This window comes from Zymobacter palmae (assembly GCF_003610015.1).
Lineage (GTDB): Bacteria > Pseudomonadota > Gammaproteobacteria > Pseudomonadales > Halomonadaceae > Zymobacter > Zymobacter palmae.
The window spans coordinates 2607922-2631043 of sequence record NZ_AP018933.1 but is presented as its reverse complement, the minus strand read 5'-3'; the positions used below and the strand labels follow the sequence as shown (position 1 = coordinate 2631043).

The window sequence follows — 23122 nt, the reverse complement described above, 5'->3', positions numbered from 1 at the left end:
TGCTTTCCGGCTGTTGGACGTTCTGCTAGGATAGCGTCCCTTGCAGGACATCTGCTTCTTTGGCAGTGTGCTTTTGCAACTCTTTCGCTCTTTAACAGTGCCTTTCGGTAGGGGCCCCTTCAATGGGGAAGCCTTGTCGTTCATCACTCTGAATCAGGTCGATATACCATGCAACCTATGGTCGAATTCGCCCTGCGTGCCCTGCGTGGCGCTCAGGATACGTATTACCGCATGCGCGAGAAGATCGAAGTCGCTCGCGAAGACAAGACACTCGATACCCTGCTGGAAGACACAGCACGCTTCGCTGAGGCACAGATTGTGCGCAGCTTTGAGCGTGGCTATCCCCTCCACGGTATTTCTGGTCGCTTCACTCCGTACCGCGAAGGTACCGGAATGGGTAAAGACTTCCATTGGAAAATCGAACTGCAGCACGGTTATTCCAACCTGGCGCACAGCGCTCCGGGCTGGGCGATCTCCATGACCTGCTACGTCAAGGGTCGTGCCGAGCACGCCGTACTGATCTCCCCCTTCACCGATGAAGAATTCGTGGTGAGCCGCGGCCAAGGCACGCGCTTCAATCAGCACCGCATGCGTACGCAGCCGGTCGCTCAGATCGAAGACACGCGCGTTGCCATGAGCTTGCCGGAACGCTGGATTCGTGCGCGCAATATCGAACAGTATCAGGCCGTCACGCGTGCACTGGCACCGCAGGTCGATATGATTCGTTCTTCTGGTTGCCCGCTGCTGGACTTGGCTGATTTCGCTGCCGGTCGTGTCGATTTCGCCCTGGCCTTCGGTCTGGACGAATACGATACCCACCTTGCTTCGCTGCTGCTGAAAGAAGCTGGCGCAATTGTTGGCCCGCTGAACGGTTCTCCGCGCATTGAGCCGGAAACCGTACTGATGGCATCGCACCAGCGCCTGTTCCCCGTATTGGTACGTCAGTTCGCGTCTATCGCCTCCTGATTGCCTACGGTGCAGAAGTGCTAAATGGCCAGCCTTCGGGCTGGCCATTTTTGTTGGTACCGTCGCCTCTTCTTGATGTAAAGCGATTCACTTCTGCTTGATATATAGCCCTTTCGCTTAGAGAGGCATCTGCTATGCGAAACTGCTGTGTTTTAGGCGGCAGAGCGATTATGTGTGGTGCGACTTCGCAGGTGGGTGCTTTGTGCGGATAAGGGAAAGCCCGCGGTGGTGATCAATTGTCTTATGCGAGACCGCAGTGTTTGGGTGGTAGAGCGGTCATGTGTGGTGTGACTCCGCAGGTGGGTGCTTTGTGCGGATAAGGGAAAGCCCGCGGTGGTGATCAATTGTCTTATGCGGGACCGCTGTGTTTGGGTGGTAGAGCGGTCATGTGTGGTGTGACTCCGCAGGTGGGTGCTTTGTGCGGATAAGGGAAAGCCCGCAGTGGTGATTAATTGCCTTATGCGAGATTGCTGTGTTTTGGCAGCGGGGCGGGCATGGCTTTGCTGATGGAGGCTTCGGGTGGATAAGAGAAAAGCCCGCGGTGACCATTTTCGTTTTCGTTTTCGTTTTCGTTTGAGCTTGTTGTGCTTGAGCGAAGGGGCGGCCATGTAAGGCATCGCACCGTAAATGAACATGGCGTGTGGATATGAAAAACCCCCAGCGGTGCCGATCACCGTTGGGGGTTTTTCACGCCTGTAGTGCAGCGCCTCGAAAGGCGTTTACGGTCAGGGCGTGCTGTCGTGCTGTGGCTTGGTCAGGTCCGAACGACGTAGTTTGAACAGTACCAGCAGAGCGGCGGCAACGTAGATCGACGAGAACGTACCCAGTACGACCCCGAAGATCAATGCCAGCGAGAAGTTGTGCAGCATCTCGCCGCCCATGGTGTACAGCGCGCACAGTGCCAGCAGGGTCGTACCGGAGGTTGCAATGGTACGCGCCAGCGTCTGATTGATGGCATCGTTGCAGATCTGCACGATGTCGTGGCTGCGCGAAGTGCGGATGTTCTCTCGGATACGGTCATAGACCACGATCGTATCATTGAGTGAATACCCCAGCACCGCTAGCACACCGGCCATCACGGTCAGGTCGAATTCCAAGTGGAAGATCGAGAAGATGCCGATGACGATTAATACGTCGTGTGCCAGTGCCAGTACAGCCCCCAGAGCAAACTTCCACTGAAAGCGCAGGGCAAGGTAGATCATGATGCCGATCAGCGCATACAGAAGGCCTTTGCCCCCTTGATTGCTAAGCTGGTCACCCACCTGCGAGCCGATAAAGTTGGCGCTGACCACATGAGCCGCATTATCGCTGCTGGAAATGACCGCTGCGATCTTCTGGCCGATGTTGTCAGTGTAGTCGACCTGCATGCGGATTTGCGCATCCTGAGTCGTACCGCCTGCCTGTACGGTCGGGTTTGGATACCCCGCTTTGGCGATGGTTTCGCGTACCTGTTCAAGATCCGGCTGGCGATCAAAGTGCACCTGCACGATCGTCCCACCCGTGAAGTCCAGCCCCAGGTTCAGATGACGTGTGGCCAGTGAGCCGATTGCGATGATCGTCAGCAGAATGGAAATGACGTAGGCAATTCGACGTTTACCCATGAAGTCGATGAGTTTCATTGTCATGGCCCCTCAGATCCAGAGACGTTTCAGCGTACGGCGATAGCCGTAGGCCAGATGGGTCAAGGCACGGCTGAGCGTCACCGACGTGAACACCGACGTGATGATCCCGATGGCGGTCGTTACGGCGAAGCCCTTGACGGGGCCGGTACCGATCTTGAACAGGATCAGGGCGACCAGCAGTGTCGTCAGCTGGGAGTCGACGATGGACGTCAGTGCGCGGTCGTAACCCGCCTGAATGGCTTGCAGCGGTGCAAGCTGGGTGCGCTGTTCTTCACGGATACGTTCAAAGATCAGTACGTTCCCGTCGACGGCCATTGCCAGTGCCAGCACGATACCGGCAATACCGGGCATCGTCAGCGTGGCCCCCATCAGGGACATCAGTGCCAGCAGCAGTGCCAAGTTGGCGATCAGTGCTAGCGTGGCGATGATGCCGAACCCCTTGTAGCGCAGGATCATGAAGACGATCAGCATCGCCAGCGCGACGCCAACGGACATGATGCCTCGGTCAATGTTTTGTTGACCCAAGCTTGGCCCGATGGTGCTTTCTTCGGAGAAGTAGATCGGTGCGGCAAGCGAACCAGAGCGCAGCAGCAGCGACAGTTCCTGTGCTTCACTGGCGGAACGCAGACCCGTGATCTGGAACTTATCGCTCAGCTGGGACTGGATCGTAGCGAGGCTGATGATGCCGCGTTCGGTACGAGTATGGCGCTGAGCATCGCCTTCGGCATCGGTAACGGCGTCGCTCTTGTGCTCGATGTAGATGACGGCCATTGCGTTGCCGACGTTGTTCTGCGTGGCGCGCGACATTTCTTTACCGCCTGCGCTGTCCAACTGGATGCTGACGGACGGGCGGCCGTTCTGGTCGACGCCGACGCTTGCGCTGGAGACCTGATCACCGGTCACGATGACATCGCGCATCAGCGGTGCTTCTCGGTGTTCGGTCTTGTTGCGGAACGGAATGACTTCGGTATCGGCCGCTGATGTTTCCTGAGTGGCCGCCATGCGGAACTCAAGGTTCGCCGTAGCACCGACAACGCGTTTGGCCGCAGCGGTATCTTGGATCCCCGGCAGTTCGACCATGATGCGGTTGTCACCCACGCGCTGAACGGTAGGCTCGGACACCCCCAGTTCGTTTACGCGGTTACGCAGCGTCGTGAGGTTCTGCTCAATGGCGTAGTTCTGCAGATCCTGCAGAGCGGAAGGCTTGAGCGCCATGGTCAGTGCTACGCCGCGGCCACGCTGTTCGGTGGTGAACGTGTAGTTCTGGGCGTCGCTGAATTTGGAGGTGATCAGGCTCTTGGCCTGATTGAGATCGTCTTCACTGGTAAAGGACATGACGATCTGGCCATTTTCGACCTTGTTGCGCAGCGTGCGAAGATTGTCATCACGCAGCAGCTGGCGAATCAGACCGGCATGGGTATTCAGGCGCTGATCGACGGCGGCAGGCATGTCCACGTCTAGCATGAAGTGCACGCCACCCCGCAGGTCAAGACCCAAGCTCATGGGAGCGCCACCGACGGCACGCAGCCACGCGGGCGTCGCATCGGCCAGGTTAAGGGCCGTGACGTAGTTGTCACCCAGTTCGTGATCGACCAGTTCCTTGGCGTGTGCCTGCTGGCTGATGCTGTTCAGGCGAATGAGAGCGGAACGGTTGTCTGCTGACATTTCGCCACGTTTGACGCTGATACCCGCCTGATCGAGTACCGCAACGGCACGATCGAGATCCTGTCGGGTAAGCTGGGTTTCCCCCTGCCCGCTGATCTGGACCGCCGGCTCTTCAGGGTAGAGATTGGGCAGCGCATAGATCGTACCGACGATCAGCACCACCGCGATCAGAAGATATTTCCAGAGTGGATAGCGATTGAGCATTGAGCTCTTCCCTAGTGGCTGACGTGAATACAGGGCAGGCGCCGCGCGGATGCGCGCAAGCGGGGCAGCGCAAGGCCGCCCCAACCTGCCAGACAGCACGGACATCCCATATCGCGTGATGTCAGTCCCGTGTTGCCATGTGTCAGATGTTTTTCAGCGTGCCTTTAGGCAGGACAGCGATGACCGCATTCTTCTGGATGGTCAGCTCGGTGCCTTCGGCGATTTCGACCTTGACGTAGTCATCGACCACTTTGGTGATGCGGCCGGTCAGACCACCGGCAAAAACGACTTCGTTGCCTTTGGCCAGCTGGCTCATCAGTTCGCGCTGTGCCTTGGCACGCTTGCTCTGCGGACGCATGACCATGAAGTACATCAGGATGAAGACGGCGATGATCGGCAGGAACGTAATCAGGGAGCTGCCCTGCGTTGCCGGAGCCGCTGCGCCATCGGCGTGAGCCGCGGTAATCAGAAAATCGAGCATGGGTATTCCTCGTCAAAAGTAGGATGAAACGGTAAGGCAAGGCACCCGTCGAGCGGATGCCTATGGAAAACGATCAGTCTGCCAGCGGCGGAACGGGCTGTCCGCGACGGGCATAGAAGTTCTCTACGTAATCGGTCAATGTACCTGCTTCGATGGCGCCGCGTAAACCGGCCATCAGGCGCTGGTAATGGCGCAAGTTGTGGATCGTGTTGAGCTGTGCGCCCAGCATTTCCCCACAGCGGTCAAGGTGATGCAGATAGCCGCGCGAGAAGTGCTGACAAGTGTAGCAGTCGCAGTCGGCTTCGAGCGGTGCCGTCGAGTGGCGGTGTGACGCATTGCGGATGCGTACCACGCCGTCGAAGGTGAACAGATGTCCGTTGCGCGCATTGCGGGTCGGCATTACACAATCGAACATGTCCACACCGCGGCGAACGCCCTCAACCAGATCTTCCGGCTTGCCGACGCCCATCAGATAGCGCGGCAGGTGCGACGGCATCATGGTCGGCAGGTAGTCGAGCACCTTCATCATTTCTTCTTTTGGCTCGCCGACGGATAGCCCGCCGATCGCTAGCCCATCAAAGCCGATCTCGACCAACCCTTTCAGCGAGCGTTCGCGCAGCTCCTTGTACATGCCGCCTTGGATGATACCGAACAGTGCCGATGGAGAGGAACCGTGCGCAGTGCGTGAACGTTGTGCCCAGCGCAATGACAGTTCCATGGAGTCCTTGGCTTGTTCATAGGTAGCCGGGTAGGGCGTGCACTCATCGAAGATCATCACGATATCGGAACCGAGAGAGCGCTGTACGGCCATGGACTCTTCCGGACCCATAAACACTTTGGAACCGTCGACCGGTGAGCGGAAATGGACGCCTTCTTCGGTGATCTTGCGCATTTCGCCGAGCGAGAACACCTGGAAGCCGCCGGAGTCGGTCAGGATCGGGCGCTGCCACTGAGAGAAGTCATGCAGATCGCCGTGCGTCTCCATCACCTCCATCCCTGGGCGCAGCCACAGGTGGAAGGTGTTGCCGAGAATGATTTCGGCACCGATTTTCTCGATGTCATGCGGGGTCATGCCCTTGACGGTACCGTAGGTGCCGACCGGCATGAAGGCCGGCGTCTCGACCGTACCGCGCGGGAAGCTCAGGCGGCCGCGACGGGCCTTGCCATCCTGCGCGATGCGCTCGAAATGCATGAAGCATTCTTCTCTCATGAAGGTCTCTCGTACGTGTAATGCGATAAGCGGGGCATTGCAGGCGCAATGCGGTGGCGATGGCGCGCTGTCACTCGGCCTCAGGCTTACGGGTCAGGAACATCGCATCGCCATAGCTGAAGAACGCATACTGCTGCTCGACGGCTTCTTGGTAGGCTCGCATGGTAGCGTCATAGCCTGCAAAGGCCGATACCAGCATCAACAGCGTCGATTCAGGCAAATGGAAATTGGTGACCAGTGCGTCGACGCACTGCCAGCGGTAGCCGGGATAGATGAAGATCGTCGTGTCACCGATGAAAGGACGCAGCGTGCCGTTCTGTGACGCGGTTTCCAGACAGCGTACGCTGGTGGTACCGACTGCAATGACGCGATTGCCTCGGGCATGAGCGGCATTGACGATGTCACATGTTTCTTCGCTGACGTTCAGCCACTCGCTGTGCATTACATGATCGGTGATGTTGTCTTCGCGCACCGGCTGAAACGTGCCCGCCCCAACGTGCAGAGTGACGAAGGCTGTTTCGATGCCTTTGTCGCGTAGCTGTTGCATCATGGCATCATCGAAGTGCAGGCCCGCCGTGGGGGCGGCAACCGCGCCTTCGTTACGGGCATAGACCGTTTGGTAACGTTCGCGGTCGCTCAGCTCATCTTCGCGGGTAATATAAGGAGGCAGCGGCATATGGCCGTGCTGCTCCAGCAACGGTACCAGTGCTTCTTCATTCAAGAAGTGCAGGATGAAGAGGGCGTCATCGCGGCCTTCGACTTCCGCTTCGATCCCCCCCTCGAAATGCAGTCGAGTGCCCGGCTTCGGCGACTTGCTGCTGCGCAGGTGCACCAACGCACGATGGCTGTCGAGCAGGCGCTCTAACAGCATTTCGACTTTGCCACCGGAGGCTTTCTGACCGAACAGGCGGGCCGGAATGACGCGCGTATCGTTGAACACCATGACATCACCTGGGTTCAGGTGATCGAGCAAGGCGGGAAAGCGCGTGTGCGCCAGCTGGCCGCTCGTCCCGTCGACGCAGAGTAGGCGGCAGTCGGTGCGGGAGGCTGACGGATAACGCGCGATCAGCGCCTCGGGGAGATCGAAGTGAAAGTCAGAGCGTTGCATGGCCTGCCATTCCGATGATAGGAGCGTGTCACGAGGGCGATGGTCCCCCATAGGATAAGGCGGCCATCATAGCCAATTGATCTCCCAAAGTCATTGACGTATCTCAGCGGCTCCGTATAATGCAGACGCACAGTTATGCCAGTGTGGCGAAATTGGTAGACGCAGTGGATTCAAAATCCACCGGGCTAACCCCCGTGCCGGTTCGAGTCCGGCCACTGGTACCACGAATACAGCAAAGCGGTGTCATCGACATCGCCCTGCCATGAAAAGGTCGCTCTTGAGCGGCCTTTTTTTGTTTTCCTTCCTCGCTTTCGTGACGGTCTTGCGTCAGTAAACGTTCCTCATCGGTAACTTCTCGTCGCGGCATTTTTCCATAAAGCAGGCGTTAGCATCTAACAGTCGCTCGTTTAAGGACTCTCCAAGTTAGCGACTGCTCATATTCACGAATTCTGCAAATGAACCGATGCGTTAGCGGCCGCCTTACAACGCCTCTTTCGATGATTTGAGCATCGTGTGCTTTAGGATGGCGGTGTCCTTTGCAATGTTTGCACAAAGCATACAGTGGCATGATCGTCTCGAATGAAGAGAGGGCCGCCATTGATGGCTATCGGGAAAATGGATGGCTGTGCACATTGTGCATGTATGAGCGCCTTCGGAGCGTCTGACACCGATACGGACATTCCATGACTGGAAACGTGTAGATGACGGCTGGGCCACAATGGTTGAGCGCGCCATCTGCCAAGCCAGCGACTAGAAGACGATGCGCGGAGGAGCGAGCGTGGTAGATCATCATTTCATGTATTGGATTCGGCAGCTTTATGGGCGCAATGCCGGGGTACTTCAGCAGGAACCGGCACGCTGTGCGCTCGTTCGCTTGCTGGTACAGGAAGAAATCGACCATCGCCTTCAGTTCGGTATGGAAGAGCAGCGTGCGCTGAGCGGCTGGGCCAGCGCATCACCCTGCGCAAGCTTAGGGGGCGGTGTACGTACTACCGCACCGGGGTTATCCTTCCACGAACGGACCGTTCAGCGTTTGCAACACCGCGAACGGAGCGGTGGACGTAGTGCCGAAGCGCATACGGCGTCGGCGTTGCTGAAGCAGTTAAAGCCACGCGATCAGGCTGCTCTGTTGCTGACGGGGTATCAGCTGCAGCCTGCACGCCAGCGGGACGGGCGGCTAGATATGGCCTCACTGGAAGCGATGGAAGCACTGCCACCGCGTGACCTTACCCTAGACGACATCTGGTCATTGCAGCAGGTGCTGGTACGCTGGCTCGATATCTCGCTTGATCGCCCTTTCCCTTCCGCCCAAGCACTGCAGCGCGCAGGCGTTCGTGCCAGAGGGCGTCTGATGAATGCGATGAATCGCTCTTTGCTGGAGGCTGGCATTCTTGTCGCATAGCGAATCGCGCACGCGTGAAGGCCCTTGTGTGGCGCTTCCTATCTGAATGGCGTGGGCTTACGAATGCCTTTATATAGACACAAGAAAGGTCATGGCTGAACTTACCGCCCTTTGATTTTTAAGATGCCCTTGCTGTGCTCGCGCACGGTGAGGGCGTCGTTGTTTATGGCGCAGCCTGTCATGGCTAAAACACAGCGGGTGTCACTGTGTGTTTTACATCGGCAGTCGATCGTAAAACGGTCTGGGGACTGCCAGAATAGTGTCATCCTGAACAACGTGTATCGAGACGATTGGTAGCTTTGGTCGCCGTGGCTTGGACTGCTTATAAAACGCCCTTGCTGTGCTCGCGCACGGTGAGGGCGTCGTCGTTAATAGCAGGGCTTTTCATTGCTAAAAATACTGCGGGTGTCACTGTGCGTTTTACATCGGCAGTCGGTCGTAAAACAGTCTGGGGACTGCCAAAATGGTGTCATCCTGAACAACGTGTATCGAGACGATTGGTAGCTTTGGTTACCTTGCCTCAATGACGAATGAAACGCCCTTGCTGTGCTAGTGCACGGTGAGGGCGTCGTTGTTTATGGCGCCGCTTTTCATGGCGAGAAACGCTATGGTTGTCACCGTGTGTTTTACATCGGCAGTCGATCGCAAAACGGTCTGGGGACTGCCAGAATAGTGCCATCCTGTTAGAAGTCCGCTGCGGCGAAGGCTTCTTCCATCGCGCCCTGATGCCTTCCGGTATCGGGGCGTTTCTATTGGTGCGTCGTTGGTGGCGCACTGGTTCTTGTTCATTTTCATAGCCGATGCATCTGCGTGATGCGTCGGCTTTCTTATAGAGAGAGATAGGACGCCATCATGTCATCAAGTTTGAAGGTGCCCTCGGATTTGCTGTACGCCATACGTGATGTGCTGGCCGCAAAGTTGCCAGAGACCTATGTCGGTCTTCTTGATGAACAAGCGGACGCTCCCGGCGCTGCGTCGGTATTGATTGAGCCGGTCAGCATGCTGTGCACGACCGGGCGCGGTGGTGATGGGCGTCATGCGCACGATATGGGGATTGCATTGCATGCCGTCATCGGCAAGGGGCGTGATCGCGCAGTGCGTGACGCAGTGGATCTGGCGGCCGCCGCGCAGCAGCTTGTTGATGACAACTGCTGGGGCCTGCCCGCATCGCAGGTTTACGCTCCCCGCAACCTGAGGGCACACCGCAGGGACTTCTTCCACGAACAAACACGCTATGAAGCCTGGCGTGTGCTGTTCTTCCAGATCATCCATCTGGGCGAATCGCTCTATGACGATCCTGTCATCAGCGGCGATGGCCTGATGGTGGCCAATGCCAACGCTTCCAATATCAATGATGCCGCTCAGTACTCGCCGTTGAAGGAGGGTCTGCATGCGTAGTCTGATCGAACGCATGATCCAGCAGGCATTGTCGTCACATGTCGAACATCTAGCGGGCGTCGGTGATGCGCTCAATGAGGTGCAGCGCCAGCTCAGCAATATGATCCGCGTAGGTGTGCTGAGTGCAGTCGATCCCGCTCAGGGCCGCTGCCGCGTCAAGCACGGCGACTGCCTTTCCCCCTGGGTACGCTATTTCATGCCCGCTGCCGGTGACGTAAGGCAGGCTCGTCATCCTTCAGTGGGCGAACAGTGCCTGCTACTCAATTACGGTGGCGGTGACAGCAGTGCACAGACCATGGCGCTGTGCGGCCTGCCAAGCGATGGTTTTCCGCTCGCTTCCGTAGAAGGGCACGTGAGTGCGACGGAATATCCCGATGGGCTGCGCTATCAGCACGACAGCCAGCGAAAGGTCACAGACATCCATTACAGCGATGGCACGCTTCATCAGCATGATGCCGACAAGAAAGTGACGCTGACTCGCTTCAGCGATGGCGCCGTTCAGCAGTACGACGCTGCAGCGCAGCAGATGCTGTGTCAGGTGACGTCGTCGTCGATCGTGATGGACCCCCTGTCGATTACGCTGACCGCCGGCGGTTCGACGCTGAGGGTGGATGCGGCCGGCATCACGCTCAATGGCCCGATGGTGACCCATGCAGGCATCAATATCGGCAACAGCCACGTGCACCCCAACGTCCAGAAAGGGGTAGCTAAGACAGATCCGCCGGAGGGCTGAGCATGCTAGGAATGCAACGAGATACAGGCCGCTCCATTAGCGGGTTCGACCAGTTCGTGAGCCGCGTGGTGCAGGTGATGACGACGCCTCAAGGCTCCCGTGAGCACCGCCGCACCGTCGGTTCACGGCTGCACGAGACCCTCGCACAGAGCACCGGCGACGATACGCTGATGAAGGTGCAGGCCTATGCGCTGGAAGCCTTCTACAACCAAGACAATGGATTGGGCGACTTCACTCCGGATCGGGTCGTAGCGACGCGAACGGCCACTGGCGTAGTGCTGCGGTTTTCAGGGGAGTGGAAAAGCCGCAATGTGACTTTTGAGGTAACCCTATGTTGATACCGGGCCAGAACCAGCTTTCCAAGCCGGAGATCGTTAAGATCGCGTCGTTCGAGACGCTGCTGGAGGAACTGAAGAAACACACGGTGGACTATATCGCCAAGAGCGATGCGTCGCTGGCCGAGCAGGTGAAGGACACCTTCACCTATGAATCCGAGATTCTGACCAAGTTGGCCGAAGCGTTTGTCGTGTACGTTCAGACACGCGATCGTGCCTACAACGAGCGCATTACGCAGATGCTGGCGTGGTGGGCGGAAGGCTCAAATCTCGATGCGCGTCTGTCCGATCTGGGGCTAGAGCGCCAAGTGATTTCTCCCGGTGATAGCAGTGCCTATCCGCCAGTCGCCCCGACCTATGAATCCGATGAGCACGCACGTCTGCGCTACTACCTAGCGCCGCATGCGCCTGCCGCCGGGTCGCGTATGCACTATCGACGCGAAGTGCTCACGCTGGATGAGCGGGCACAGGTGTCTGTGACGACGCCTGAAACGGGCAAAGTGGTGGTGACCTACCTCCTTGACAGTAAAGGCTATGCGGCCCAGATCAAGGACGGTAATGGTTTGCGTACTGCGCCCGGCAAGGTGACCGTGACGGTGCTGTCGCGCAGCGGCGACGGCACGGCCAGCGATGAGTTGCTCACGGCTGTTCGTCGTCACTTTGCACGAGATGATGTGGTGCCAGGATCGGATGAAGTGACGGTGCAAGGGGCTGACATCCTGCGCTACGAGATCAATGCCACGGTGTGGATCAACTCCGGGCCAGATGCCGCGCTGACTCAAGAAGCGGCACGCAAGGCACTTCAAGAATACGCTGACGAACATCATGTGTTGGGAGGACGAATCGACCGTTCATGGGTTGACTATGTCCTGCACAAGGCGGGTGCCGCGCGCATTGAAGTGGCTTCACCATTGAATTCTATCATCGCTGATGATCACCAAGCGCCTTACTGCAGCGCTATCAATGTTGAGGTACGGACGTCATGAGCGATGACAGTCTGCTGCCGATCAACAGTTCGCTGCTGGAACGCGGGTTAGAGCAGGCATGGGTGAAACTGCTGGGACACCTTGAACCTCCTTTCCCACACCTGATGACGCCAGAGAAGACACCCGCCGAGTTCCTTCCTTATCTTGCCGCTGATCGCGGGGTCAGTGAGTGGCAGTCGACGGATAGCGAGCAGCGCAAGCGTGATGCTGTCGCGTTGTCGTGGCCCATCAAGCGCCTAGCGGGAACCAAGGCCGCCCTGATTCATGCCATCGAGTCGATGGGTTACACCGCTGAAGTAACGCCGTGGTATGCGCTGTCGCCGCAAGGCCAACCTTATTCGTTTCGCGTTATTTCGCGTACGACGGCCGGTTTTGCCCAAGGGGATTTCGACCGTCTGATGGCGCGTCTTGAGGACGCTAAGGCCGAGCGCGACACGCTCAACTTGGATATCACTACCGAAGTGCATGGGCAGGTGCGCACCGCGATATACACCAGCTCTGGAGCCGAAGTGACGGTCTATCCAGCTGCGCAGAAACCGCAGTCGGTTACGGGGCACGCCTTTGGTCGTGCTGCTGCGCTATCGCCCAGTACTTCGACACGTGTTTATCCGCGCGCAGCGGATCAGGCGCAAAGCGTGGCTAGCGAACACCTGATGGTGCATATCGATTCTCCCTCAACGGTGACAACCGTCTTCCCCGCACGCAGCGCCGATATCGCCGAACACTTTTCAACGCGCATCGCGATTCTCATTCACTCTCCGGTGACGGCAACGACCGTCTACCCCCGTTCTGCATAAGAGATGACGTATGGCTAATCACTACACGATTCTGACCGATGTGGGCGCCACTAAGGTGGCCAATGCACTGCGTTCCGGCTCGCGTATCGAAATTCGCGAAATGGCGCTGGGCGACGGTAACGGCGCTCTGCCTCAGCCTGATGGTGGCGCCAAGGCGCTGGTCAACGAGCGCTATCGCGCACAGATCAACTCTGCCACCGTGGATGCCAAAAACGATGCTTGGGTCATCTTTGAACAGGTACTTGCGCCCGATGTTGGTGGCTGGTGGATTCGCGAAGTTGCGCTCTACGACACCGACGGTGACCTTATCGCCATCGGTAATTACCCCGAACAGTACAAGCCGTTGCTGACAGAAGGTGCCAGCACGACTCAGACCGTTCGCGTCGTGATCCAGGTACTGAGCTCAGCCGCTATTACGCTTAATGTCGACCCCGCCGTGGTACTGGCAACACGCAAAGACCTTGAGAGTGCTGTGCAAGGGCTTGAAGACCGCAAAGCGTCCAAGGACGAATTGAACAAAGCGATCGAAGGGCTGGGAGTGCAGGCCGCGGCGCGCATGACCCACAGCGATGCTCCACTGGCCAACCTTGCAGGCTCGAAGACCGAAGTAGCCGATACTGCCCAGCTGGTGGAAGTCCGCAAGCTGATCGACGCCCTTGTACCGGCCGGCACCGTGATCCACGTTGCAATGAGCAATGCCCCTGAAGGTTATCTCGCGGCCAACGGCACAGCCGTTTCACGTGAGACCTACGCTCGACTGTTTGCCGCTATTGGCACCACGTTTGGAGGAGGGGATGGCGCCACCACCTTCAACCTGCCTGACCTCCGCGGTGAATTCATCCGAGGCTGGGATAACGGCCGCGGCGTGGATGGCGGGCGACAGCTGGGCAGCTGGCAACGCGGCACGCTTGTCGGTGGTTATGATGACTGGGGAAACACCGATGTTTTTAGCCTCAGTAATCATGGAACGAAGGATTATGGTAGCGATAAAATAAACTGGGATGACTATTCAGATGCTGAAACTTATTACCATTCTGTGGGTAATATTTATGGACAAAATAGTAAATCATCCGGTGGATATTCGGTTACTAGACCTCGAAATACAGCGCTACTAGCATGTATTAAATTCTGATTAGATATAAAAAGAAAAATCATGGCAGAACACTATACAATTTTGACTGATAAAGGAGCCTCTAAAATTGCGGAGGCCATCCGTATTGGTCAACAAATAGAAATAACGCAGATGGCATTGGGGGATGGCGATGGCAAGCTTCCTCAGCCACAAAGTAATGCCACTTCACTTGTAAAAGAACGCTACCGCGCGCCCATAAACAGTGCCAAGGCTGACGAACATAACAATGCGTGGGTGATCTTTGAGCAGGTACTAGCCCCGGATATCGGGGGCTGGTGGATTCGCGAAGTCGGTCTGTATGATAAAGATGGCGATCTTATAGCCATCGGTAATTACCCTGAACAGTATAAGCCGCTACTGACGGAAGGCGCGAGCACTACTCAAACAGTAAGTATTGTCATTCAGGTGCTAAGCTCTGATGCGATTACGCTTAAAGTCGACCCTTCTGTTGTACTGGCTACGCGACAGTATGTTGATGATAATATTAATTTACTAACAGCAAAAAATGAAAGTGTAAAAGAACTCATTTATAGTGAGAGCCATTCTAGAGAAGTGGAATTTAATAGCATAAGAAGTGAGCTAACTTCTCGTACAGGATCTATTGTTCATACCGATAACTGGAATTCTTTTGTTTCCCCAGGTGTTTATAAAGTAACGCCTGGAGATGGAAATCCGAACGAGAGTGCTCCTCCAGCAGGATATTGGTATGGTTTGCTATTAGTTGAAATGTCGGGACAGGCAATAATTCAGCAGTATATTCAGCATAGGGGCCTCAGAACATTTCAAAGGATGAATTTTGATAGTGGTGTCAACTGGGATGAAAACTGGGCAGAATTAGGTGTAGAGCATGCGGGTTCTATCATTTATACCGCAAGTCAACGAGCTCCTTCAGGTTATTTAGTAGCTGATGGGGCCGCCATTTCTCGCAAAGATTACGCCAATCTTTTTAACGCTATTGGCACCACTTTCGGTAGCGGAGATGGCAGCACTACCTTTAATTTGCCAGATCTTCGTGGTGAATTCATTCGTGGCTGGGATAAAGGGCGTGGTATTGATAATGGCAGGGTATTTGGTTCTCAGCAAAGTGATGAACTGAAATCTCATACTCACAGTGTCAATACAACAAGCTCTGCTACTAGTTATAACAGTAATGCAGACCCTATGCGAGGTTCAATAGCAGGTACTGTTGCTATTAATGCTAACTCTATTACTGCAACCGGAGGGAATGAAACGCGTCCTCGTAACGTTGCTCTGCTTGCCTGCATTAAATATTAAATTATTTATTTTTCATAACAGGACGCGATAACGACGCTGTACCTGTACCCCCATACCGCCTTTCGGCGGTTTTTTATTATCTGGAGAAAACAACCATGGCCACTACTCGTGACTATACCGTTGTCGTGCCGTTCCCTCTGGCGGGCGGTCACTGGGCGGAGGCGGGGGACACCGTCTCTCTGCTGGATGTCGAAGCGGCGCAGCTGCTGCGCGTGGGTCGCATCACCTTGAAAACCGACGCTTCTGAAAAAGACGTCAAGAAAAACAACATTATCAAATAAGGACATGATTCATGCCTGAGATCACTAATTTCGAGCATAACGGTGTCGACGTTCAGTTCACGAAAAGCCCGGAATCGCTTGGGTCGCTGGGGGGACACGTTGTGGGTCTGGTGGGCACTGCGCCGGATAAGGACGCTTCTATCGCGTTCAACACGCCTTTCCGCATTGCGAGCCTGTCTGACTTGGCGAAGCTGGATGTGGCAGGCCACGAGGCCGGTTCGCTCTACCACTGTGTCTACGAAACGCTGAAAAAAACGTCGGTCGTGATCTACGTCGTCGTTGTGCCAGAAGCGAAGAAAGAAGACGGCACGCTTGATCAGACCGCGACGATGAACAACATCATTGGTGGCGTTGAAGCCGGTACCGATCGTCTGACCGGTCTGCGCCTGTTGCCGACCTGCGCTGAAGTGCCGACCATGATCGCTTGCCCGGGCTACAGCCATATGGAGGGGCTGCGCAGTGAAATGGCGTCAATCGCTCAACGCATGATGGCGCTGGTCATTCTTGATGCGCCGGACGTGGCGACCATTGACGTCGTTAACTACAGCAAGTCGGTCGGCGGTGCGGGCCTAGGTTATGAAGCGGCTTACGTGGCTTATCCGATGCCGAAGATCTACTCCAAGGCGGCTAAGGGCGATATCGCTGTGGCACCGTCCGTGTTGGCTGTCGGCGCAATGGCGGCTAAAAAACCGTGGGAATCCCCGGGTAACCAAGGCGTTAACGCCACGGACATGACGCGTGTTGTCAACTACAACATCCTTGATCGCACCACTGATGGGGATCTGCTCAACCGCTATGGCATCAGCTACTTCGCTCGTACCACGATGGGCGGTTATTCGCTGATTGGTAACCGTTCGCTGATGGGCGAGTTCATCAGTCATGTGGGTCTGCGCTATGCCATCGCACGCAAGCTGGTCAAGGCGGCACAGAAAGCCATGGCCGAACAGCTGACCAAGTCTTTCATGGAACAGCAGGTTAAGGGCATTTCCGACTGGGGCCAGACGCTGGTCGCAGATCAGGTGGTGCCGGTGTTCGAGTGCTACCTGCATCCTGAGCTGAACACGCTCGAAAATTACAAAAACGGCAAATGGTACATCGTTCTCAACTACGGCCAATACAGCCCGAACGAAACCATGGTGTACACCATCAATGCTGATGACAGCTTAACTGCAAAATTCCTCGAGGGGGTCCTCAATGGCTAATAACGAACGTTCACGCTTGATGCTTGCCGGTACGCTGCAAGCCATGCCGATCATGCAGCAGATTGAATCCTTTGAGCCGCCGACCATCGAAAAAGAAATGAAGTCCGTCCGCGGTGGACGCTTCGCGCCCGATAAGATCATGACGGGCCTGAAAGAGATGGAAGCCTCTATCACCATCAATGGTGCCGGCGGCATTCTGCTCAAAGAGCTGGGTGTGCTGGAAGGCGGTACGGTAATGCTCGACGTCCGCGAAGCGGGCAAGACCACGGGGGGTGATACCACCAGCACGTACCATTCCATTGGTGGGCGTCTGATCTCGGTAAAAGAAAAGACCCTCAAGATGGGTGAGCTACCGCAGACTGATATCAAGCTAGCCGTGTTCCGCTACCAGCGTACCGACGACGGTCTGCCTGTCATTGACATCAACCTCAACACACAGGTCATCGACCTCGGCTGCGGCGACATCATGAGCGATATCCGCCGTGCAGTGCTGATGGTGTAAGTCTGACCCGTTGATCGCGCTGCCCTGATATCCCGGCAGCGTCCCACTTCTGCATGTTCATTGCGGCCGCCTTTCACTGGCGGTCGCGCTGTTTCTGGCATCCCACCAGACGTTTTCTGATTACTTGCCTTATTCATAGAGGAAAGACCCATGACCGTAGCGACTTGGACCATCGACGCGTACTCCCTGCATTGGCCGCTGACCGCTGCCGATGGCACGACGATCGACACGCTTGCGCTGAAGCCGATCCTTCATGGCGATCACGCACGCATCATCGAAGCCTATGGCGATGATGACGATCGACTGATCCAACTGCTGTCCGTCAGCAGTGGCGTTGACGCCAGCGTGCTGGAGGAGCTGCGTCGCCCGGATTACAACTCGCTGGCTGTGCGCATTGCCGAGCTGGTGACTCAGGATGCGGCCCACTTCATGGGTAGCGACCGCGCGGCTCGTCAGGACCCGGATGCGCCGGAGCTGCTGCTGCCGATTACCGTCAACGGTCAGCAGATCACGTCAGTAACGCTGTCCGTGCCGACGCTCAAGGCGTCGCGCCTGATGACCAAGTACAAGACGGCGTATGAACGCGCGGAATTCATCACAGCGCACTGTACGGGCCTGATGTTGCCGGATCTGGCACTGCTCTCGGTACCGGACTGGAACACGCTGCAGGAGCGCATCAACGATTTTTTGAACGAAACGGCGGACTCGTTTCAGACCGGGATGTAGAGACCATCACGGACATCGTACCGCTGGTCTATCACGTCAGTGAGCAAGAGGTACTGGAATGGGACGCTGCAAAAGCCTTCAGACGCTACGAGCTAGCCCTCAAGCGTCTGGGCGCGAGTGAGGAGTAGTCTGGTGGCAGATGCAAGTTCTGAATTTAACAAAATGAGCCTGCAGTTCGAGCGGACCACTAAGCGTCTGAACGATCTGCAGGCGTCGGCCGTGCAGTTAGGCGTCATGCTGGCCAGCCTAGATGCCGCCAAGGCTGGAACGGGGGGGGACGGCGCCGAGAAGAAGAGTGCCGGCGGAAGCGGTGGCGATGGCGACTCGAAGGGCGGCAGTGGTGCACTGGGGGAACTCAAGGCCTGTAAGGAGAAGTTGGACAAGCTGGTCCAACTGGCCCAGAAGGGGGCGGACTTTGATGCCAAGATTGCCCTGATCGGTCAGTCGATCCCAGGGTTCAACGAGGAGATGCGCCAGCACCTGGCGACTCTCAATCGCAGCTTGGCCTCTGACAAGAACATCGTCGCCTCGGGCGGTGATCGTGACGCGATCCTCCAGGCTCAACAGGAGGCCGTGCAGTCGCACAGCATTGAAGGCGCTAACGCCGATACGCTGGCCGCCTATACCCGCAACATTGGTCTGTATGCGGCTGCGACAGGAACCTCATTCAAGGAAGCTGACGCTGTCGTAAGAGATCTGCATGACAAGCTGGGCATCAAATCGGAAGAAGAATTCACTCGATTCGGTGACCGACTGACAGCGGTCGGCAGTGCGCTGGAGGTTCGTGTCAGTGAGATCGGTGGTGCGTTGGCGACCAGTGGTGCCTGGGCTGACAAGATTGGTGTTTCCAAAGAAGACAGTGCGGCGTTGGTTGCCACGCTGTTGAAAGGAGGCATGGATCAGGGTGAAGCCAGCAGCAGCTTTGCCAGCATGATGAAGAGCTTCTCGACGGCCGGCAATCTGTCGGCAGGCGACGCTAAGCGGTTGGGCTTCGGCAGTGGCGGTGAGCTGTATGCTGCCATGCAGAAGGACATGATGGGCACGCTCAACGGGCTGCTCGACAAGCTGGGTGATATGGACCCGGCCGCGCAGATGAAGCTGGCTACACAGCTATTCGGCGCTGACGGTCAGAAGATTGTCAGGGCGCTGAAGACGGAAGAACAGGAGGGCCAAAAGACCTCTTTGGGTGACCAGCTGCGCGAAGCGCGCTTGAAGACGCATTCGGAGATCGACAAAGACGGTAAGGAAAAATCCCCCGTTGCCGCCAGCGACACAATGGCGGCCAAAGCCGCCGCCATCAACGATACGGCCAAGGTGCATTTTGGCCAGATGAACAGCGAGTTCGAACGTTTTTCGCTGTTGATGAGTGAATCGCTGGTGCCGGTGACCAAGGCGGTGGTCGACGACGTGACCCTGCTGGTGCGCGGCCTGAACAATTTCCTTGAGGCGCACCCGGCGCTTATGAAGGGGATAGGGGGCATCACGGCAACGCTTATTGCAGGCAAAGCGGTAGCAATAGGCTTCAAAGCCGCCTTCTCTGGCCTCAAGTTCCTTGCTTCCGACGTTAAGAATATCTTCGGGGGCGGTTCTAGAGGTAGCTCCGGTAATAATACAGCGCTGGCTTCAAATGCTACGAAGGCGGCTAGAGCTGTCCACAAGCTAACCCGGCGTATTGCCGAGTTGGACTCCACCGCATCTTCCGCGGATGGCTTTGGCGGCGACAGTGATTTTGAACGGTCGGGCAAGCGTGGAGGGCGCAGGGGGGGTAGGAAGGGCAATCGCGCTGTACGTCAGGCGAGGGTCATGCTGAAACGCTTTGGGGGCACGAAGTTCGGCGGCTTTCTTGGACGGCTTGGCGGTTCGCGTATCGGAAAGATCGCGCTGGCTGGACTCGGAAGCGAGCTGCTCAGCGGCGATGGCCTGTTGCATGGTGTGATGTCGAAGGGCGCGTCGCTATTCAAAGGTGGCAGTGGGCTGATGTCCAAAGCAGCGGGGATATTCTCCGGTGGCGGTGGTTTGGTGTCCAAAGTGATGGGCAGCGGTGCCCTGAAAGGTGCCGGCAAGCTGGCCGGTAAGCTCTTTAAACCGCTGGGCTTGCTGCAGGACGGATGGAATCTGGCGGAAGGGCTCGCGAATGGTGACCCTCATCAGGTCGGCAAGGCCGCCGGTTCCGCTGCTGGTGGTTGGGGCGGAGGCTTGGCGGGTGCCGCTGCTGGGGCGGCGATCGGCTCGGTCGTGCCCGTGGTGGGTACGGCCATCGGGGGCGTTGTCGGGGGTGTGCTGGGGAGTCTCGGCGGCAGCGCGGCCGGTGAATGGCTGGGCGACAAGGCCGCAGGTGTCTACGACTGGTTTACGGGCGGCAGTAAAGACAAGAAGGACGGCGAGCAGAACGAAGGCTGGCTGAGCAAGGCCGCTACTATCGCTAAGAGAGCCTCACCGCTGACCATGTTGTTGCCCAGCATGGAGACCATGAAGTCGATGGGCAGCAAGCTGGCGGATATGGGAAGCAGTGCCTGGCAGTCCCTGCGCGAGAAAGGCAGTAGTATGCTGAACTCCGTTACTGGTGCGGCCAAAGGCATGCTAAACGCAGTACCGTTCAAGGCGATTGGCGGAAAGATGGCTGAACTGGGTTCCAGTGCTTGGCAGACGATCCGTGATCAAGGTGCGCATCTGTTCAGTACGGCAAAAGGCCTGCTGAGCAAGGTGCCGTTCGACGCGATCGGTCAGACGCTCGCGGGTATGGGCCGTCGTGTGTGGCAGTCCGTACGCGAACAGGGCCGCACGCTGGTGAATTCACTGAAAGGCGCCGCCTCGAATCTGCTGGGTATCGATTCGCTCAAGTCGTTGGCGGGTTCACTGGCCGAGCGAGGCCGTGAAATCTGGACCCACCTCCGCGAACAGGGTGGACAGATGCTGGCCTCTCTTAAAGAGCATGCACTGTCGCTGTTGCCTGACAGCAACACGCCCAAGCGTCTATGGGATTACTTCTTCGGTGATGACGACAGCGCGCTGAAAACTAAAACCATGGACGCGTCCAAGACGCTGCCCGCATCGCGCCTCGACGACCCGAAATCCAAAGCGGACGCGGTCGTCAACAGCACTTCTAGCACGAACACCACCGTGACACAGAACGTTAATGTCACGTTGCACGCCAGCGGTGATGCCGCCCAGAACCAACAGCTGATAGACCAGCTGCTCCAGCGTCTGCGCAGCGAGCTGGTGGGTGGTCACCCTGTTGCAAGCAGTCCGCTGGATCGCCGTATGAATGCTGGCCTGACCGACGCGGCTAACGGCTGAGCACGAGGAGACAACGCATGTATATACAAATGATGCTAGGCGATTTCGCCTTTTCCATTGCCTCCGGTTTCCCTTATGAGTCCCTGTCGAGGACCACCAGCGGTGGGTGGAAGGACATCGAGCTGATCGATGCCAAACCCTTTTCCTATAACAACGGCCAAGGGTTGGAAAGCCTGCGCCTAAAAGGCACCGCCTTCCGGTCGGCCGGCATGGCGGGACTGGATACGCTGCGTAAGATGCAGGCCTCACGCCAGCCGTGGTCGCTGATCGACGCGCTGGGACGTAATTGGGGGCGCTATCGGATCGAATCGATTGCCGAGAACCAGTCACAAATCATCGACGATGGTACCGCGATGGTCATCGACTGGGACCTGGAGCTGAAGGAGTTTGCCAATGTGGGTTAGGACACGCGCAGGCGATACCGTCAACGCGCTGCTGTACCGCGAAACGGGACGCAGCGACGATGATGCCGAGGAAGCCCTGTGGTCGCTCAATCTGGGGCTGGCAGAATATGGGCCCATCCTTCCGGCCGGGGTGATTGTCCGCCTTCCCGTACTGGAGGCGCGCGACGCTGAAGTGCGTCAAGCCGTTACGGTATGGGACTGAGGGCGACATTATGAGCATAGGCTATACCCCGAAAGTGACCGTGCACGGTGCCCACGAAGCACTGATCAATGCGCGGCTTATCAGCTGGTCGCACGTCGACGCCTCGGGTATCGAATCCGACAAGCTGACGCTGAAAGTCGATACCCACGGCGTTGATGGCATGCCTGCCGAGGGTGAGAAGATCAGCCTGCACGTGGGCTACCGGGAAAGTGAGGTCATCGACAAAGGCGAGTTCATCATCTCGTCCGTTGAATGCCATCTGTTCCCGCCGCAGATTGATATTGAGGCGACGGCCGCGCCGTTTCAGAAGGCTGACGACACCGGCTTCCGCGAACGGCGTTCGGCCAGCTACGGCCCTATTACGCTGGGCAACCTCTTTCGACAATTGACCGCTAGGCACGGTTTTTCGCCCCGCATTGAAGGGGCGCTGGACGGTATTGTGATCGAGCATATCGACCAGACCAATGAAACCGACATGGCGTTTATGACTCGTATCGCGGGCCGCTACGATGCGGTTGCCAAGCCGTGGAACAGCCTGTACGTCATGGCGCGGCGCGGCAATGTGAAAACGATCTCGGGTGAAACGCTGCCGACGATCACCTACTCGGTACCGCAGAACCAGCAGCCGGACGAGCACTGCTTCATCGACGCCTCGGTGAGCTACGACTCGCGGCCGCTATATTCGGGCTGTAAGGCCAAGTGGTGGGATGACAAGAAGGCGCAGGGCAATACCGTGACGGTGGGTGAAGCACCGTTCATGACCCTTCAGCAGACGTGGGCGAGTGAAAAGGACGCCACCGTGGCGGCCGAAAATGAGCACCGACGCAAGCAGCGTGAGCGCGCCCGTATCTCGCTACGGGTGCCTGGCAATCCATTGCTGGCTGCCGAAGGGCTTATCCAGCTCGACGATACGTGGCCGCACGCCATGCGTGGCAGTTGGTCCATCGACAAAGTGACGGCGTCCAACAGCGCCGGTGCAGGCTATGTCTGCGAAATAGAAGCGACCCGACCTGCGTCATAGCCCCGCGATGGCGCTGTGCATCGACACGTTCTCCCCCGCCTTTGTGGCGGGGGCTTTTTGTCGTTTCGGGCGCTTGCTATCTGCCCGTGCTGGAGCGTTTTCCTGTCATGATGCACTGCCACCTGCATGCCGTTAAAAGAAGCGGTGCAAGGCAACACCACTTTTATATCAGA

Annotated in this window: 22 protein-coding genes and 1 tRNA gene; 18 read left to right on the top strand and 5 right to left on the bottom strand. The window is 57.2% G+C overall.

Going from position 1 to position 23122, the window contains the following annotated elements:
• The first annotated feature begins 168 nt into the window (after positions 1 to 168).
• Positions 169 to 966, top strand: a complete 798-nt coding sequence (locus ZBT109_RS11630) for an inositol monophosphatase family protein (RefSeq protein ID WP_027706355.1) — start codon at positions 169 to 171, stop codon at positions 964 to 966.
• Positions 967 to 1691: 725 nt separating this feature from the next.
• Here ZBT109_RS11630 and secF read toward each other — a convergent pair.
• From secF to queA, 5 genes are all read right to left on the bottom strand, one after another.
• Positions 1692 to 2585, bottom strand: a complete 894-nt coding sequence (secF, locus tag ZBT109_RS11625) for a protein translocase subunit SecF (protein ID WP_027706354.1) — start codon at positions 2583 to 2585, stop codon at positions 1692 to 1694.
• Positions 2586 to 2597: 12 nt separating this feature from the next.
• Positions 2598 to 4457: a protein translocase subunit SecD gene (gene secD / locus ZBT109_RS11620; protein WP_027706353.1), complete on the bottom strand. Its 1860-nt coding sequence runs from the start codon at positions 4455 to 4457 to the stop codon at positions 2598 to 2600.
• Between the two features lie 142 nt (positions 4458 to 4599).
• Positions 4600 to 4938, bottom strand: a complete 339-nt coding sequence (gene yajC, locus ZBT109_RS11615; protein ID WP_027706352.1) for a preprotein translocase subunit YajC — start codon at positions 4936 to 4938, stop codon at positions 4600 to 4602.
• A gap of 73 nt (positions 4939 to 5011) precedes the next feature.
• The gene (gene tgt, locus ZBT109_RS11610; RefSeq protein ID WP_027706351.1) at positions 5012 to 6130 is read right to left on the bottom strand and encodes a tRNA guanosine(34) transglycosylase Tgt; all 1119 of its coding nucleotides are present in this window, start codon (positions 6128 to 6130) and stop codon (positions 5012 to 5014) included.
• 88 nt (positions 6131 to 6218) lie between these two features.
• On the bottom strand, positions 6219 to 7256 hold the full coding sequence (queA, locus tag ZBT109_RS11605) for a tRNA preQ1(34) S-adenosylmethionine ribosyltransferase-isomerase QueA (RefSeq protein WP_027706350.1): 1038 nt from the start codon (positions 7254 to 7256) through the stop codon (positions 6219 to 6221).
• A 137-nt stretch (positions 7257 to 7393) separates the two neighbouring features.
• Here queA and ZBT109_RS11600 point away from each other — a divergent pair.
• The 17 genes from ZBT109_RS11600 (at position 7394) to ZBT109_RS11520 (ending at position 22949) form a co-directional block, all read left to right on the top strand.
• A tRNA-Leu gene (locus ZBT109_RS11600) sits at positions 7394 to 7480 on the top strand.
• A 554-nt stretch (positions 7481 to 8034) separates the two neighbouring features.
• On the top strand, positions 8035 to 8658 hold the full coding sequence (locus ZBT109_RS11595) for a hypothetical protein (RefSeq protein WP_027706349.1): 624 nt from the start codon (positions 8035 to 8037) through the stop codon (positions 8656 to 8658).
• Positions 8659 to 9510: 852 nt separating this feature from the next.
• Positions 9511 to 10056 carry a hypothetical protein gene (locus ZBT109_RS11590; RefSeq protein WP_051524249.1) on the top strand — a complete coding sequence of 182 codons (546 nt, stop codon included), beginning with the start codon at positions 9511 to 9513 and terminating at the stop codon, positions 10054 to 10056.
• On the top strand, positions 10049 to 10789 hold the full coding sequence (locus ZBT109_RS11585) for a phage baseplate assembly protein V (RefSeq protein WP_027706348.1): 741 nt from the start codon (positions 10049 to 10051) through the stop codon (positions 10787 to 10789). Before ZBT109_RS11590 ends, ZBT109_RS11585 begins: the two co-directional genes overlap by 8 nt.
• Before the next feature lie 2 nt (positions 10790 to 10791).
• Positions 10792 to 11127, top strand: a complete 336-nt coding sequence (locus ZBT109_RS11580) for a GPW/gp25 family protein (RefSeq protein WP_027706347.1) — start codon at positions 10792 to 10794, stop codon at positions 11125 to 11127.
• Positions 11121 to 12110 carry a baseplate J/gp47 family protein gene (locus ZBT109_RS11575; RefSeq protein WP_027706346.1) on the top strand — a complete coding sequence of 330 codons (990 nt, stop codon included), beginning with the start codon at positions 11121 to 11123 and terminating at the stop codon, positions 12108 to 12110. Before ZBT109_RS11580 ends, ZBT109_RS11575 begins: the two co-directional genes overlap by 7 nt.
• Positions 12107 to 12907: a phage tail protein I gene (locus tag ZBT109_RS11570; protein ID WP_051524248.1), complete on the top strand. Its 801-nt coding sequence runs from the start codon at positions 12107 to 12109 to the stop codon at positions 12905 to 12907. Before ZBT109_RS11575 ends, ZBT109_RS11570 begins: the two co-directional genes overlap by 4 nt.
• A 10-nt stretch (positions 12908 to 12917) precedes the next feature.
• Positions 12918 to 14039, top strand: a complete 1122-nt coding sequence (locus tag ZBT109_RS11565; RefSeq protein WP_051524247.1) for a phage tail protein — start codon at positions 12918 to 12920, stop codon at positions 14037 to 14039.
• Positions 14040 to 14060: 21 nt separating this feature from the next.
• The gene (locus ZBT109_RS11560) at positions 14061 to 15314 is read left to right on the top strand and encodes a phage tail-collar fiber domain-containing protein (RefSeq protein WP_051524246.1); all 1254 of its coding nucleotides are present in this window, start codon (positions 14061 to 14063) and stop codon (positions 15312 to 15314) included.
• 95 nt (positions 15315 to 15409) lie between these two features.
• Complete coding sequence (locus ZBT109_RS11555) at positions 15410 to 15595, top strand: hypothetical protein (protein WP_027706345.1); 186 nt, start codon at positions 15410 to 15412, stop codon at positions 15593 to 15595.
• An 11-nt stretch (positions 15596 to 15606) separates the two neighbouring features.
• Positions 15607 to 16797 carry a phage tail sheath protein gene (locus tag ZBT109_RS11550; protein WP_027706344.1) on the top strand — a complete coding sequence of 397 codons (1191 nt, stop codon included), beginning with the start codon at positions 15607 to 15609 and terminating at the stop codon, positions 16795 to 16797.
• A complete protein-coding gene (locus ZBT109_RS11545; protein ID WP_027706343.1) occupies positions 16790 to 17299 on the top strand; it encodes a phage major tail tube protein in 510 nt (169 codons plus the stop codon). The genes ZBT109_RS11550 and ZBT109_RS11545 overlap by 8 nt, the downstream gene beginning before the upstream one ends.
• 150 nt (positions 17300 to 17449) lie before the next feature.
• Positions 17450 to 18025, top strand: coding sequence for a phage tail assembly protein (locus ZBT109_RS11540; RefSeq protein WP_027706342.1), 576 nt, complete (start codon positions 17450 to 17452; stop codon positions 18023 to 18025).
• Positions 18026 to 18157: 132 nt separating this feature from the next.
• Complete coding sequence (locus ZBT109_RS11535; protein ID WP_038279787.1) at positions 18158 to 21322, top strand: phage tail tape measure protein; 3165 nt, start codon at positions 18158 to 18160, stop codon at positions 21320 to 21322.
• A gap of 17 nt (positions 21323 to 21339) precedes the next feature.
• Positions 21340 to 21726, top strand: a complete 387-nt coding sequence (locus ZBT109_RS11530) for a phage tail protein (RefSeq protein WP_027706341.1) — start codon at positions 21340 to 21342, stop codon at positions 21724 to 21726.
• On the top strand, positions 21716 to 21928 hold the full coding sequence (locus ZBT109_RS11525) for a tail protein X (RefSeq protein WP_038279784.1): 213 nt from the start codon (positions 21716 to 21718) through the stop codon (positions 21926 to 21928). The genes ZBT109_RS11530 and ZBT109_RS11525 overlap by 11 nt, the downstream gene beginning before the upstream one ends.
• Positions 21929 to 21938: 10 nt before the next feature.
• Positions 21939 to 22949, top strand: a complete 1011-nt coding sequence (locus ZBT109_RS11520) for a contractile injection system protein, VgrG/Pvc8 family (protein ID WP_027706339.1) — start codon at positions 21939 to 21941, stop codon at positions 22947 to 22949.
• The last annotated feature ends 173 nt before the right edge of the window (positions 22950 to 23122 follow it).

Bases quoted from the DNA above. Each gene is read 5' to 3' on its own strand.
- ZBT109_RS11630 (WP_027706355.1), top strand. From the start codon at position 169: ATGCAACCTATGGTCGAATTCGCCCTGCGTGCCCTGCGTGGCGCTCAG.
- secF (WP_027706354.1), bottom strand. From the start codon at position 2,585: ATGAAACTCATCGACTTCATGGGTAAACGTCGAATTGCCTACGTCATT.
- secD (WP_027706353.1), bottom strand. From the start codon at position 4,457: ATGCTCAATCGCTATCCACTCTGGAAATATCTTCTGATCGCGGTGGTG.
- yajC (WP_027706352.1), bottom strand. From the start codon at position 4,938: ATGCTCGATTTTCTGATTACCGCGGCTCACGCCGATGGCGCAGCGGCT.
- tgt (WP_027706351.1), bottom strand. From the start codon at position 6,130: ATGCATTTCGAGCGCATCGCGCAGGATGGCAAGGCCCGTCGCGGCCGC.
- queA (WP_027706350.1), bottom strand. From the start codon at position 7,256: ATGCAACGCTCTGACTTTCACTTCGATCTCCCCGAGGCGCTGATCGCG.
- ZBT109_RS11590 (WP_051524249.1), top strand. From the start codon at position 9,511: ATGTCATCAAGTTTGAAGGTGCCCTCGGATTTGCTGTACGCCATACGT.
- ZBT109_RS11585 (WP_027706348.1), top strand. From the start codon at position 10,049: ATGCGTAGTCTGATCGAACGCATGATCCAGCAGGCATTGTCGTCACAT.
- ZBT109_RS11580 (WP_027706347.1), top strand. From the start codon at position 10,792: ATGCTAGGAATGCAACGAGATACAGGCCGCTCCATTAGCGGGTTCGAC.
- ZBT109_RS11575 (WP_027706346.1), top strand. From the start codon at position 11,121: ATGTTGATACCGGGCCAGAACCAGCTTTCCAAGCCGGAGATCGTTAAG.
- ZBT109_RS11570 (WP_051524248.1), top strand. From the start codon at position 12,107: ATGAGCGATGACAGTCTGCTGCCGATCAACAGTTCGCTGCTGGAACGC.
- ZBT109_RS11565 (WP_051524247.1), top strand. From the start codon at position 12,918: ATGGCTAATCACTACACGATTCTGACCGATGTGGGCGCCACTAAGGTG.
- ZBT109_RS11560 (WP_051524246.1), top strand. From the start codon at position 14,061: ATGGCAGAACACTATACAATTTTGACTGATAAAGGAGCCTCTAAAATT.
- ZBT109_RS11555 (WP_027706345.1), top strand. From the start codon at position 15,410: ATGGCCACTACTCGTGACTATACCGTTGTCGTGCCGTTCCCTCTGGCG.
- ZBT109_RS11550 (WP_027706344.1), top strand. From the start codon at position 15,607: ATGCCTGAGATCACTAATTTCGAGCATAACGGTGTCGACGTTCAGTTC.
- ZBT109_RS11545 (WP_027706343.1), top strand. From the start codon at position 16,790: ATGGCTAATAACGAACGTTCACGCTTGATGCTTGCCGGTACGCTGCAA.
- ZBT109_RS11540 (WP_027706342.1), top strand. From the start codon at position 17,450: ATGACCGTAGCGACTTGGACCATCGACGCGTACTCCCTGCATTGGCCG.
- ZBT109_RS11530 (WP_027706341.1), top strand. From the start codon at position 21,340: ATGTATATACAAATGATGCTAGGCGATTTCGCCTTTTCCATTGCCTCC.
- ZBT109_RS11525 (WP_038279784.1), top strand. From the start codon at position 21,716: ATGTGGGTTAGGACACGCGCAGGCGATACCGTCAACGCGCTGCTGTAC.
- ZBT109_RS11520 (WP_027706339.1), top strand. From the start codon at position 21,939: ATGAGCATAGGCTATACCCCGAAAGTGACCGTGCACGGTGCCCACGAA.